This window comes from Amphritea balenae, from assembly GCF_003858655.1.
GTDB classification, from domain to species: domain Bacteria; phylum Pseudomonadota; class Gammaproteobacteria; order Pseudomonadales; family Balneatricaceae; genus Amphritea; species Amphritea balenae.
In genome coordinates this window covers 40,484-52,900 of record NZ_RQXV01000011.1, presented here as the reverse complement: position 1 = coordinate 52,900, position 12,417 = coordinate 40,484, and the positions used below count along the sequence as shown (strand labels likewise).

At 47.3% G+C, this 12,417-nt stretch carries 13 protein-coding genes; 10 read left to right on the top strand and 3 right to left on the bottom strand.

Annotation, left to right across the window (positions count from 1 at the left end; translation table 11 throughout):
• Positions 1 to 11: 11 nt before the first annotated feature.
• The 10 genes from pheA to EHS89_RS17030 all read left to right on the top strand — a co-directional run bounded on the left by pheA (position 12) and on the right by EHS89_RS17030 (position 9,847).
• Positions 12 to 1,112, top strand: a complete 1,101-nt coding sequence (gene pheA / locus EHS89_RS17075; RefSeq protein ID WP_124927385.1) for a prephenate dehydratase — start codon at positions 12 to 14, stop codon at positions 1,110 to 1,112.
• 24 nt (positions 1,113 to 1,136) lie between these two features.
• Entirely contained in the window at positions 1,137 to 2,240 is a 1,104-nt protein-coding gene (gene hisC, locus EHS89_RS17070) for a histidinol-phosphate transaminase (RefSeq protein ID WP_124927384.1), read from the top strand.
• The gene (locus tag EHS89_RS17065; protein ID WP_124927383.1) at positions 2,237 to 4,450 is read left to right on the top strand and encodes a bifunctional prephenate dehydrogenase/3-phosphoshikimate 1-carboxyvinyltransferase; all 2,214 of its coding nucleotides are present in this window, start codon (positions 2,237 to 2,239) and stop codon (positions 4,448 to 4,450) included. The genes hisC and EHS89_RS17065 overlap by 4 nt, the downstream gene beginning before the upstream one ends.
• Before the next feature lies 1 nt (position 4,451).
• A complete protein-coding gene (gene cmk / locus EHS89_RS17060; RefSeq protein WP_124927382.1) occupies positions 4,452 to 5,135 on the top strand; it encodes a (d)CMP kinase in 684 nt (227 codons plus the stop codon).
• Positions 5,136 to 5,161: 26 nt separating this feature from the next.
• Entirely contained in the window at positions 5,162 to 6,838 is a 1,677-nt protein-coding gene (gene rpsA / locus EHS89_RS17055) for a 30S ribosomal protein S1 (RefSeq protein ID WP_124927381.1), read from the top strand.
• A gap of 73 nt (positions 6,839 to 6,911) precedes the next feature.
• Positions 6,912 to 7,202, top strand: a complete 291-nt coding sequence (gene ihfB / locus EHS89_RS17050) for an integration host factor subunit beta (RefSeq protein WP_124927380.1) — start codon at positions 6,912 to 6,914, stop codon at positions 7,200 to 7,202.
• 40 nt (positions 7,203 to 7,242) lie between these two features.
• The gene (locus tag EHS89_RS17045; protein ID WP_124927379.1) at positions 7,243 to 7,548 is read left to right on the top strand and encodes a lipopolysaccharide assembly protein LapA domain-containing protein; all 306 of its coding nucleotides are present in this window, start codon (positions 7,243 to 7,245) and stop codon (positions 7,546 to 7,548) included.
• Complete coding sequence (lapB, locus tag EHS89_RS17040; protein WP_124927378.1) at positions 7,549 to 8,724, top strand: lipopolysaccharide assembly protein LapB; 1,176 nt, start codon at positions 7,549 to 7,551, stop codon at positions 8,722 to 8,724. It abuts the gene before it with no gap.
• A gap of 46 nt (positions 8,725 to 8,770) precedes the next feature.
• Positions 8,771 to 9,478, top strand: coding sequence for an orotidine-5'-phosphate decarboxylase (gene pyrF / locus EHS89_RS17035; protein ID WP_124927377.1), 708 nt, complete (start codon positions 8,771 to 8,773; stop codon positions 9,476 to 9,478).
• An 84-nt stretch (positions 9,479 to 9,562) separates the two neighbouring features.
• A complete protein-coding gene (locus EHS89_RS17030; protein WP_124927376.1) occupies positions 9,563 to 9,847 on the top strand; it encodes a ComEA family DNA-binding protein in 285 nt (94 codons plus the stop codon).
• Between the two features lie 86 nt (positions 9,848 to 9,933).
• On the opposite strand, the gene EHS89_RS17025 is transcribed toward EHS89_RS17030, so the two are convergent.
• The 3 genes from EHS89_RS17025 to pip all read right to left on the bottom strand — a co-directional run bounded on the left by EHS89_RS17025 (position 9,934) and on the right by pip (position 12,313).
• Positions 9,934 to 10,827, bottom strand: a complete 894-nt coding sequence (locus EHS89_RS17025; RefSeq protein ID WP_124927375.1) for an AEC family transporter — start codon at positions 10,825 to 10,827, stop codon at positions 9,934 to 9,936.
• 9 nt (positions 10,828 to 10,836) lie between these two features.
• Positions 10,837 to 11,274: a D-aminoacyl-tRNA deacylase gene (dtd, locus tag EHS89_RS17020; RefSeq protein WP_124927374.1), complete on the bottom strand. Its 438-nt coding sequence runs from the start codon at positions 11,272 to 11,274 to the stop codon at positions 10,837 to 10,839.
• An 88-nt stretch (positions 11,275 to 11,362) separates the two neighbouring features.
• The gene (pip, locus tag EHS89_RS17015; protein ID WP_124927373.1) at positions 11,363 to 12,313 is read right to left on the bottom strand and encodes a prolyl aminopeptidase; all 951 of its coding nucleotides are present in this window, start codon (positions 12,311 to 12,313) and stop codon (positions 11,363 to 11,365) included.
• Positions 12,314 to 12,417 lie beyond the last annotated feature (104 nt).

Sequence of the window (12,417 nt, the reverse complement as noted above, 5' to 3'; positions counted from 1 at the left end):
GGGGTATGACGATGAGTGAACAGGAAAAAGAGCTTAAAGTTTTACGGGATCAGATTGATTCTATTGATAAGCAGATACATTCTTTGCTAAATAATCGTGCCCGTTGTGCGCAACAGGTTGCTGATGTGAAGGAGAAGTATCAGGGAAATCAGGATGCCGTTTTTTATCGTCCTGAACGGGAAGCACAGGTATTGCGTCGTGTCATGACCCGTAATGAAGGCCCGCTGGCAGATAAAGAGGTCGCACGTCTGTTTCGTGAGGTGATGTCGGTATGTCTGGCACTTGAAAAGCCGATGTATATTGCTTTTCTTGGTCCTGAAGGAACCTTTACCCAGCAAGCGGCCAGTAAGCATTTTGGCCATTCAGCTCATTGCATTCCATTTAACAGCAGTGATGAAGTGTTCCGTGAGGTAGAGTCAGGTGGTGCACACTATGGTGTAGTTCCGATCGAAAATTCTACTGAAGGTATGGTGCATCATACGCTGGATCTGTTTAAGCGCTTTAATCTGAAAATCTGTGGTGAGGTGGAACTGCTAATTCACCATCATTTGTTACGGGCCGAAGCTGAAGATCTGGCCGGTATTACCCGAATTTATTCACCACAACAAACACTGGCTCAGTGCCGTAGCTGGCTAGATAGCCACTTCCCATCAGTGGAACGTATCCCTGTCAGTAGTAATGCCGAGGCTGCACGCCTTGCGCTTGAGCAAGGATCTTCAGCGGCGGCTATCGCCAGTGATCTGGCTGCTGATCTGTATCAGCTGAATATAGTGGCAAAGAATATTGATGATCAGTCAGATAACAGTACCCGTTTCCTGATTATTGGAGATCAGGAAGTAGGTGAAAGTGGTCAGGATAAAACCTCTGTACTGATCTCTGTCAGAGATAAAGCGGGTGCACTATATAAACTGTTAGAGCATTTTCAGCGCCATAAGATCAGTCTGACCCGAATTGAGACTCGCCCAGGACAACAGGATGCGACCAACTCAATGTTTTATATCGATTTTGAAGGACACTCTGTGGCACCTAAAATCACCAGACTATTGGCAGAGCTTGAGGCGGAGTCCACTGAACTTAAGTTGTTAGGGTCTTATCCTGTTGCGGTTCTCTGACAGGCTATTATTGGAGATATTTGTATGGCATGTGATTTTTATCAGCTGGCAACTCCCGGTGTTCAGGGATTACATCCTTACCTTCCCGGCAAGCCGGTCGACGAATTAGAGCGTGAGCTGGGTATCAGCAATAGTATCAAGCTTGCCAGTAATGAAAATCCACTGGGGCCGAGTGCCAAGGCGCTGGATGCGATTAGTGCTGAAGTAAAGGACAGCTGTCGTTACCCTGATGCCAATGGCTTTAAATTAAAGCAGGCATTGTCTGAGCGTTACAGTATCGAAACCAGTCGCATTACCTTAGGTAACGGCTCCAATGATGTATTGGAATTGATCGGTAAGGCATTTATTCAGCCGGGTGATGAAGTGATTTATTCACAGCATGCCTTTGTGGTTTATATGCTGGTGGCTCAGAGTACCGGTGCTAAAGCGATAGTAACCCCGGCCCAAAATTGGGGCCATGATCTTGATGCTATGGCGGCAGCGATTACCGATAAAACCCGGATAATCTTTCTGGCAAATCCTAATAACCCAACCGGTACCTGGTTTAGTGAGCAGGCGTTGCGTAGTTTCATGACCAAGGTGCCTGATAGTGTTGTGGTCGTATTAGATGAAGCCTATACCGAGTATGTTGATCAGAGCGAATTTCCAGACGGACTGAAATTACAGTCAGAATATGACAATTTAGTTGTAACCCGTACCTTTTCTAAAGCCTTTGGTCTTGCCGCGCTTCGGGTTGGTTATGCTGTGGCCAGTGAAGCCATAACTGACCTGCTTAATCGGGTTCGTCAGCCTTTTAATGTTAATTCGCTGGCTTTAGTAGCAGCGCAAGCGGTACTGAGTGATACAGAATATCTTCAGCGCAGTGTTACGGTTAATAACGAGGGTATGGCGCAGCTTGAGCAGGGCTTTAAAGCTTTAGGTCTTGAATGGGTGCCTTCGGTTGGAAACTTTATCAGTGTTGATTGCGGTAAGGATGCAATGCCGGTGTATCAGGCTTTACTGCTTGAAGGGGTTATTGTCAGACCTGTTGCGAATTACCAGATGCCTAATCACCTGCGTGTAACTATCGGTTTACCAGACGAGAATAGCCGTTGTTTAGAGGCGTTTGCTAAGGTGCTGAATTCGTGAGTTATCTGACCGGCAAAGTTGTTGTAATCGGTTTAGGCTTGATTGGTGGTTCGCTGGCGAAAGCGCTGCGTACCCGGGGTATCTGTAAAACCGTTATTGGATATGACCGGGATGAAGATGAATTAGCCGCAGGGCTGCGACTGGGTATTATCGATGAAGCGGCTACCGACCTGTTGGGTGCGGTAGAAGTCGCTGATGTGGTTGTGCTGGCAGTACCCGTTAAAGCGATGGAAACGGTGTTGGCTGAAATGCTACCTGCATTACGCCCAGAAACGATCATCACAGATGTTGGCAGTGTCAAAGGTAATGTGATCAGAGCCGCTCAGGAGTTGTTTGGTTCGGTACCCAATCGCTTCATCCCGGGCCATCCTATTGCAGGGTCTGAGAAAAGTGGCGTTGCTGCTGCCGATGCAACATTATTTGAACATCACAAAGTTATTATTACGCCACTGCCGCAGAGTGATTCTGATGCGGTTACACTGATTGCCCGAATGTGGCAGTCGGTGGGTGCTGAAGTTCTACAGATGGATGTAGAGCGACATGATGAGGTGTTGGCGGCTACCAGCCATCTGCCCCATCTGCTTGCATTCTCGCTGGTCGATACGCTGGCGCAAGAGCAGGATCGCAATGACATATTTCGTTACGCGGCGGGTGGTTTTCGGGATTTTACCCGAATCGCTGCCAGTGACCCTACTATGTGGCACGACGTAGGTTTAGCTAATAAGACGGCTATTCTACAAAAGATTGACGAATTCACGACCGGGCTGGCACAGCTTAAACAGGCTATTGAAACTGAAGATAGTCGGGCAATGCTGGGGATTTTTACCCGGGCTAAAGCCGCCCGTGAACATTTTTCTAAAATATTATCAGGCTCAGCCTACTCGCAGACTATGACTAATACAGAAACAACATTCCACGCTCAGCCTGGCGGACAGGTGCAAGGTACTATCAGAGTACCTGGTGACAAATCTATCTCACACCGCTCTATTATGCTGGGTTCTCTGTCAGATGGTGTGACTGAAGTAACCGGTTTCCTGGAAGGGGAGGATAGTCTGGCAACACTGCAGGCATTCCGTGATATGGGGGTCGTGATTGAGGGCCCCCATCAGGGTGAGGTTAAGATTTATGGTGTAGGTATTAATGGCCTGCAACAGCCACCAGGACCTATCTATGTTGGTAACTCAGGTACGACTATCCGGTTGATGTCGGGTCTGTTAGCTGGGCAGGCATTTGATTCTGAACTCAGTGGTGATGCATCTCTGAGTAAGCGTCCGATGGAGCGGGTTGCCAAGCCTTTGCGGTTGATGGGAGCGAATGTCGAAACCGATGAAAACGGTTGTCCTCCGGTTAAGATTAAAGGGGGTCAACAGCTTAAAGCGATTAGCTATGACATGCCGATTGCCAGTGCTCAGGTGAAGTCCTGTGTCATGTTGGCTGGTCTCTACTCCGAAGGTGAAACTCAGGTCACTGAGCCTGCACCCACCCGTGATCATACCGAGCGTATGTTGCGAGGCTTTGGTTATCAGGTCGATGTCGATGCCAATAAGGTTCGGCTGAGCGGTGGGGGAAGCCTGAAGGCTACCAAGATTGATGTGCCTGCAGATATCTCTTCTGCAACCTTCTTTATGGTTGCGGCGGCTATTACGCCTGATTCAGATATTACGTTGGAGCATGTTGGTATTAATCCGACCCGTGTCGGCGTTATTAATATTCTTAAAGCAATGGGTAGTAATTTAGAGCTACTTAATGAGCGGGAAGTAGGCGGTGAGCCTGTTGCTGATATCCGTATTCGTTATGCTCCCCTTAAGGGAATTAAGATTCCTGAAGATCAGGTGCCTCTGGCTATTGATGAATTTCCGGCGCTGTTTATCGCGGCGGTATGCGCTGAAGGCGAAACAGTACTGACCGGCGCAGAAGAGCTGCGTGTAAAAGAGAGTGATCGAATTCAGGCAATGGTCGATGGCCTGAAGATTTTAGGCGCTGATATAGAAGGTACACCTGATGGTGCGATTATTCGTGGTAGTGAAATGGGTGGTGGTGTGATCGAAAGTCATGACGATCACCGGATCGCGATGTCATTTACTATCGCTTCACTGAGAGCAAAAGGTGAAATTGAGGTTCGTGAATGTGCCAATGTGGCGACCTCATTCCCTAATTTCGTGGAGCTAGCGCAGCAGGTAGGTATAAGGGTACGCAAGGAGGAACAATAACATGGGGCGCTTCCCGGTTATTACGGTGGATGGACCCAGCGGTTCAGGTAAGGGCACTATTTGTAGTCTGCTTGCCAGAGAGTTGGGATGGAATTTGTTAGATAGCGGTGCTCTCTATCGTCTGGTGGCATTGGCTGCCAGGCATCATGGTGTTGCACTGGATGATGTTGATGCGCTGGTCATATTGGCGGCGCATCTGGATGTTCAGTTTTCTACAGTGGAAGACCAGAATGAAGTGACTATTATTCTGGAAGGTGAGGAGGTTAGTAATAGCCTCAGAACTGAAGACTGTGGTGCTGATGCATCTGTTGTTGCTTCTTTAGGGCCGGTAAGAGATGCGTTGTTAGAGCGACAGCGGGCATTTGTAACAGAGCTGGGCCTGATTGCCGATGGTCGTGATATGGGAACTGTAGTGTTTCCGCAGGCTGAGTTGAAAGTCTATCTGACAGCCAGCGCAGAAGAGCGCGCTAACCGCCGGTATAACCAGTTGATAAATAAGGGGCTGGGTGCTAGTCTTCAGGCAATATTGGATGATATACAGGCCCGGGATGCGCGGGATATGAACCGTGCAGTAGCGCCTCTCAAGCCGGCAAAGGATGCCATTTCCCTAGATACTACAGAGTTGAGTATTGAGGAAGTATTGGCGTCAGTGCTGGATCAGGCAAGGCATAAGGGTCTGCGTTAACGGCAAAAAAGAGTGCGGGAGCCGGTATGAGTGAGAGTTTTGCTGAGCTGTTTGAAGAGAGTCTGAAAGAGCTGAATATGCAGCCGGGCTCAATTATAACCGGTATTGTTGTCGCTCTGGATGGTGATTTTGTTACCGTTAATGCTGGCCTTAAATCTGAAGGTGTCATTCCCCGAAGTCAGTTTCTTGATGAAAACGGTGAGCTAACGCTGGCTGTTGGTGATGCTGTTCAGGTGGCTTTGGTTGCTCTGGAAGATGGCTCCGGTGAAACTCAGTTATCCCGTGAAAAAGCTAAACGTGCCGAAGCCTGGCAGGTTCTTGAAAAAGCACATGAGAATGATGAGATTGTTACCGGTAGGATTACCGGTAAAGTCCGTGGTGGCTTTACGGTCAGCGTTAATTCGATTAGTGCGTTTCTACCGGGTTCACTGGTAGATATTCGACCGGTAAGAGATACCTCGCATATTGAAAACCAGGAACTTGAGTTCAAGCTGGTTAAGCTCGATGAGAAAAGAAACAACATAGTCGTATCTCGTCGTGCAGTGCTTGAAACAGCCTATAACGAAGAACGTGAAAAATTACTCGCGACCCTGGATGAAGGTCAGACCGTAAAAGGTATAGTTAAAAACCTTACTGACTATGGTGCTTTTATCGATCTGGGTGGTGTAGATGGATTACTGCATATCACGGATATAGCCTGGAAACGGGTTAAGCATCCGAGCGAAGTGCTGAGTATCGGCGATGAGATCGATGTTAAGATTCTCCGCTATGATCGTGAGAAGAGCCGGGTTTCTTTGGGGATGAAGCAGTTAACTGCAGATCCTTGGGATGAGTTCAAAGCAGCTCACCCTAAAGGTACTAAGACCACTGCAAAAGTAACTAACCTGACTGATTATGGTTGTTTTGCAGAGATACAGACCGGTATCGAAGGGTTGGTGCATGTCTCAGAGATGGACTGGACTAATAAGAATGTTCATCCTTCTAAGGTGGTTCAGCTGGGTGATCAGATTGAGGTTATGATCCTTGATGTTGATGATCAGCGGCGTCGCATCTCATTAGGTATGAAACAATGCAAATCAAATCCATGGGATGCCTTCTCTGAAACCTATGAAAAAGATCTGAAAATATCGGGCGTTATTAAATCAATTACCGATTTTGGTGTGTTTGTCGGTCTGGAAGGTGGTATTGACGGGCTGGTGCATCTGTCTGATCTGTCTTGGGACAAGCCCGGTGAAGAGGCAGTAAAAGAATATAAGAAAGGTGATACCGTTGAGGCAATCGTGTTGGCTGTCGATGCTGAGCGTGAGCGTATCTCGTTGGGTATTAAGCAGTTAGGAACGGATTCTTTTTCAGAATTTGTTGCAGCTCATGGTAAAGGCTCTATCGTCAAAGGTACTATCGGCGAAGTTACCCCAAGGCAGTTAACCGTTGAGTTAGCAGAGGGGGTTGAAGGGACAGTTAAGGCCCAGGAAGCAAGTTTTGAGCGGCTTGATGATCTGAATTCTCTGTTTTCCAAGGGATCTGAGTTAGAAGTACTGATTGTGAATATTGATCGTCGCAGTAGAAATATTGTTTTGTCGGTTAAGCAGGTAGAGAAGAAGCAAGAAAAGCAGGCGATGGATGCCATTAAAGAGCAACAAGTTGAGTCGAGTGGACCTACCACTATTGGTGATCTGATTAAGGCTCAGTTAGATAAGAAATAAGTAGCAGAGTGTCTGCTAGTGCAATGGTCAGATATTAATGAATTATCTGGCCTTAAATTATCAGGGGGTGGCCATGACCAAGTCTGAACTGATCGAGCGTTTGATAGACCAGAATGAACAGCTGTCGATTAAGGATGTTGAGCTCGCGGTTAAAACTATGCTGGACCATATGACTGAGTCATTATCCCAGGGCGATCGGATAGAGATCAGGGGATTTGGTAGCTTTAGTCTGCATTTTCGTTCACCCAGAGTTGGCCGAAATCCAAAGACAGGTGATTCGGTATCACTGGATGCTAAATATGTGCCCCACTTTAAGCCGGGCAAGGAACTGCGTGAGCAGGTGAATGACAGTCTTAATAATTAGACTGTCGTAAAGGGATTGTTTATAAATTTAGGGGTTAATCATGCGTTGGTTGAAAACGCTGCTAGTACTGATTCTTGCGATTGTGTTTCTGTTTTGTGGCTGGACTTTTGCCACACTTAATACAGAGCAGGTTTCAATTGATTTGTTTTTCATTACCCTGCCGCAAGCCAGCTTATCGCTATGGTTGATGGCGAGCTTTGTCATGGGTGGTATTGTTGGGGTGGTTGTTAGTAGCCTGGTAGTTATGTTGTTGAAAGTTCGACTGCAGGCTGCGCGCAGAAAGATTGCTGCTGCAAATAAGGAGCTTGATCAGTTACGTACTGCGTCACTGAAGCACTCAGCATAAATGAATGAATACCTGTTTGTTATTCCTCTGACGATCGCGGTGGGGGCCGGCTGGCTGCTGGGGCGAATTCAGAAGAATAACAAACCGACGGCTCAACAGGTTCTGCATAAAGAATACTTTACCGGGTTGGATTATCTGTTAAGTGAGAAAACGGATCAGGCTATTGATAGCTTTATCCGTGCGCTGGAAATTAATTCAGATACGATCCCTGCTCATATTGCCCTGGCTAAATTGTTTCGTAAGAAGGGTGATGTTGAGCGTGCTATCCAGATTCATCAAAACCTTCTCGCTCGTAGCGATCTTTCACGAAATGATTTCTTGCGTATCCAGATGGCGCTGGCAAAAGATTATTTTGCTGTAGGCCTGTTTGATCGTGCTGAGAACTTGTTGTTAGAGATTATTGCTCAACGACCAGATGCTCAGACACGCAAGAAAGTGCTGACATTACTGACTAAACTCTATGAAAAAGAGCGGGAGTGGGAGCAAGCGCTTCAAGTGGCTGGACAATTGCCAGGCTCCGATACTCTGGGAATGGAGGTAGAGCTTGGGCACTATTGTTGTGAGTTAGCCGAGGCTTATATCACCCAGCATAGCTATCGCAAAGCCCGCGATAAACTGAATTCAGCATTGGCATATGACAAGAACTCTGTGCGGGCCAGCTTGTTGCTTGCTGATATAGAGATGGCGTCATCAGGTTGGAAAGCCGCCATTAAAGCGTTGAAGCGTATCTCTGTTCAGGATCCTTTGTTTTTACCAGAAGCGGTCGGGCGATTAGAAACCTGTTATCGTCAACTCAAGCAAGATAATGAATTTGAACAGCTAATGAGGCAATGGTTGGTAAAGACACCTTCAACCAGTATTATGCTGGCATTGGCAGGGCGAATTTTAGAGCGGCAAGGTGCTTATGTCGCCGGTGCATTTATTACGGATGAACTTAAGAAGCGTCCTTCTGTTAAAGGTTTTAATCAGTTAATTGATCTATATATAGAACATGCCTCAAATGGTGCTAACGAGAGTCTGGTGGTATTGCGTGGGCTGACCGGACAGTTGGAACTAAGTAAGCCTGTGTATCAATGTAATCGTTGTGGCTTTTCAGCAAAATCACTTAACTGGCAATGTCCAACCTGTCAGAGTTGGGGAACGACTAAGCCCATCCAGGGTCTAGAGGGCGAATAGCCTGGACTGATTTCACGAGTAAGAATAAAGGTAAGAGTAAAGATTCATGAGAGAAGAAAAGCCGGTTATTGTAGCGTTAGATTATCCTGAGCAGGCGGCAGCCTTGAGCATGGCGGATCAGTTGGACCCAGAAAAATGCCGTGTGAAGGTTGGTAAGGAGCTATTTACCCGTGCCGGTCCTGCTGTTGTCGATGCGCTGCATAGGCGGGGGTTTGAGGTTTTTCTTGATCTGAAGTTTCATGATATTCCGAATACTACAGCTAAGGCTGTTAGGGCTGCGGCTGAATTGGGTGTGTGGATGGTCAATGTTCATGCTTCCGGTGGTCGTCGAATGATGGAAGCGGCCAGGAATGAGCTTGATCAGGTCAATGGCTCCCGTACTTTGCTTATTGCCGTCACTGTATTAACCAGCATGGAGCGCCAGGATCTTGCCGATATAGGGCTGGATATTGAGCCGCTCGAGCATGTTAAGCGGTTGGCTCTGTTAACTCAGAACAGTGGTCTGGATGGGGTTGTTTGCTCGGCACAAGAAGTCACGCCTTTACGTGAGCTGGTAGAGCCGGATTTTCAGTTGGTGACGCCGGGTATTCGACCTGCGGATGCGGACGTTGGTGATCAGAAGCGAATTATGACGCCGGGTAAGGCTATCATAGCGGGAAGTACCCATCTGGTAATAGGTCGTCCAATTACTAAAGCGTCTGTTCCGGTTGAGGCGCTAGAGCGGATTCAACAAGAAGTACTTGCAGCACGCTAGTTGTCACATCTGAAGTTTCTGCTATTAATAATTAGCCGGTCTGTTTAGACCGGCTTTTTTATAATTGCTGAAAAGGAGTTTGGCATGAAACTATTATCGCTTTTTAAGGTGTTGCTGTTGTCGGCAATGCTTGTCTCATTTCCATTACATGCAGATGGGAAGGTGAATATTAACAAAGCTTCTGCGTCCGAGCTTTCACAGATGTTAGTCGGGATAGGTGATAAGAAAGCCAAGGATATTATTGCTTATCGTAATAAGAATGGTCCATTTAAAAGCTCAGATGATCTGGTGCTGGTAAAAGGGATCGGGGCGGCGACCGTAGAGAAAAATCGTAAAGTCATAACGGTTGGTGATAAGAAGGCTCAATGAAGTACAAAGCTCGATGAAAGAGCTCCCTGAAATAATGAGTTCACAGAAATACAGAGCTGCCTGAGGGCAGCTTTTTTTGTTAAAGACTAAAGCACAAAAACAAGGGTAGCGGGTATAAAGAACAGAGCCCCCATATTACCCAGTAGAACGATGGAGGCGACCTGTCTGGGTTCCTGATTATATTGTTCAGCCACGATATAGTTGAGAACAGCTGGGGGGAGCGCACCAAAAATGATCAGGTAGGCGTACTGTTCGGCCTGTAGTTGTAATAGTTGCTGAGCTGCAAGTGCGATTAATATACCGGCGGCCGGGCATAGAATCGCTCCTGTTACACCAATGCGCCATGAGCTGAAATCTACCGTAATGAGTCGAACACCCAGAGTAAATAGTAAAAGAGGAATTGATATCTGGCCCAGCATATCCAGCGAAGTTGCTATAAACGGGGGAACTGTCAGACTGAAGCTACTCCAGCTTAAGCCGGCGATAGTGGCAATGATAATCGGCATTCTTAATAGCCGGAATGGGTTGGTTTTATGATCCATCATGTAGATACCCACCGTAAAATGCAGAGTCATCTCAACAATAAACAGCATGATCGCCGCAGGAAGAGCGTGTTCACCGAATGCCAGTATGATAAGTGGTAGTCCCAGGTTGCCGCTGTTACTGAACATCATTGGGGGGAGGAAGGTTTTGGCTTGTATCTTAAGTAGTCGGCATGCGGGCCATAACAATAGTCCTGAGCCCAGAATTACAATTGCTGCGCCCATTGCCAGAGATTGATATTTGACCAGATCAAATGATTTGTCTGACAGAACAAAAAAGATCAGAGCTGGGACAAAAATATCCATGTTTAGCTGGTTGGCCAGGGCCATATCAGGCTTTTTGTATCGGCCATAGAGATAGCCGCACAATACGATAGCAAACAGCGGGAATACGGTCAGGAAAATGCGCTCTGTGAGCGCCAAAGCGGTGGCGTCCATTAATGGGCCTCAGACTTCAAGCATGAAAGTTACAGGGCCATCATTAACAAGGGATACCTGCATATCGGCACCAAAGCTACCGGTAGCGACATTTGAGTGCAACTGTGTAGCCTGACTAACAAAGTAATTATACAGAGCCTCACCCTGTGCTGGTGTTGCGCCTTTAGAGAAGCCAGGGCGTAGTCCCTTCGCGGTATCTGCTACCAGGGTAAACTGTGAAACCACTAATAATCCGCCATTATGTTGTTGCAGGTTGAGATTCATCTTGCCTTCTGAATCAGGAAAGATTCGGTAGTTAAGGACTTTTTGTAGCAGCTTATCTGCGCAGGCTTCGGTATCGCTTTTTTCGATACCTAGCAGGACCAGGGTACCAGCTCCTATTTCACCATGGCGCTGTCCTGCTATATCTACCGCTGCGGATTTGACCCGCTGAATTAACGCTTTCAATGTGATTCCCTAGTTTACGGTCAATGTTCTGATGCTCTGTATCAGCGGATCATGTAAAAGATGAGAGCAAGAGGTTCATGTAAAAGGCTTATGCCAAAGATAGTGCAAATTGCTTTGTCGCTTTAATCAGGTTGTCGGTTATACCTGGTTCCAGCGCGCTATGGCCCGCGTCCCGTATTATGTGTAGTTCTGCTTGCGGAAGTGCTTCGTAAAGCGTAAAAGCTTGTTCAATCGGACAGACGACATCATAACGGCCATGCACTATAACGGTGGGAATGTGCGCGATTTTATTGGCATCGCGGATGATCTGGTCCGGCTCGATGAAGGCTTGATTAATAAAATAGTGGGCTTCAATTCGAGCCATTGCTAAAGCTACATATGGATCACCAAAGTGTTCGACGACATCGCTGTTCGGATCCAGTGTCGAGCAGCGTCCTTCCCATACTGACCAGGCTTTTGCTGCTGACATGCGGGCAATTTCATTGTCTGAAGTCAGGCGCTGATAGAAGGCGGTTAGCATATCGCCGCGTTCGGCTTCAGGTATGACCTGCTGATAGTCTTTCCAGTAGTCTGGGAATATTGCGCTGGCCCCTTTCTGATAGAACCAGCTTATATCCTGATCCCGACAAAGGAAGATGCCGCGAAGAATAAGCCCCTGAACGCGATCGGGATAGGCCTGTGCATAAAGCAGGCTCAGGGTTGATCCCCATGACCCGCCAAACAGTAACCACTTATCTATGTGCAGATGGGTACGGATTTTTTCAATATCATCAATCAGGTGTGTGCTGTTGTTGTTTTGCAGTTCGGCGTGAGGTGTAGATTGGCCGCAGCCGCGCTGATCAAACAGAATAATGCGATATTTTTCTGGATCGAAAAAACAGCGATTGAAACTGCTGGTGCCGCCGCCGGGACCACCATGGATAAATAGCACGGGAATGCCCTGGGCATTGCCACTTTCTTCGATATACAGGGTGTGGATATCATCAACAGCCAGCTGGTGCTGCTTATAAGGATGGATATCGGGGTAAAGGGTATTCATGTTGTGGCGTCCTTATCAGGCAAACTAAGAAGACACCGGGAGTATAGCCCGGAACAGTGGTCGCTGTCCGGGCTTTTTACGCGTTAGCTGTTAGTCTAAAAAGA

What these genes read in the sequence shown, in the direction of transcription:
- pheA (WP_124927385.1), top strand. Translation starts at nt 12, where the DNA reads ATGAGTGAACAGGAAAAAGAGCTTAAAGTTTTACGGGATCAGATTGAT.
- hisC (WP_124927384.1), top strand. Translation starts at nt 1,137, where the DNA reads ATGGCATGTGATTTTTATCAGCTGGCAACTCCCGGTGTTCAGGGATTA.
- cmk (WP_124927382.1), top strand. Translation starts at nt 4,452, where the DNA reads ATGGGGCGCTTCCCGGTTATTACGGTGGATGGACCCAGCGGTTCAGGT.
- rpsA (WP_124927381.1), top strand. Translation starts at nt 5,162, where the DNA reads ATGAGTGAGAGTTTTGCTGAGCTGTTTGAAGAGAGTCTGAAAGAGCTG.
- ihfB (WP_124927380.1), top strand. Translation starts at nt 6,912, where the DNA reads ATGACCAAGTCTGAACTGATCGAGCGTTTGATAGACCAGAATGAACAG.
- EHS89_RS17045 (WP_124927379.1), top strand. Translation starts at nt 7,243, where the DNA reads ATGCGTTGGTTGAAAACGCTGCTAGTACTGATTCTTGCGATTGTGTTT.
- lapB (WP_124927378.1), top strand. Translation starts at nt 7,549, where the DNA reads ATGAATGAATACCTGTTTGTTATTCCTCTGACGATCGCGGTGGGGGCC.
- pyrF (WP_124927377.1), top strand. Translation starts at nt 8,771, where the DNA reads ATGAGAGAAGAAAAGCCGGTTATTGTAGCGTTAGATTATCCTGAGCAG.
- EHS89_RS17030 (WP_124927376.1), top strand. Translation starts at nt 9,563, where the DNA reads ATGAAACTATTATCGCTTTTTAAGGTGTTGCTGTTGTCGGCAATGCTT.
- EHS89_RS17025 (WP_124927375.1), bottom strand. Translation starts at nt 10,827, where the DNA reads ATGGACGCCACCGCTTTGGCGCTCACAGAGCGCATTTTCCTGACCGTA.
- pip (WP_124927373.1), bottom strand. Translation starts at nt 12,313, where the DNA reads ATGAATACCCTTTACCCCGATATCCATCCTTATAAGCAGCACCAGCTG.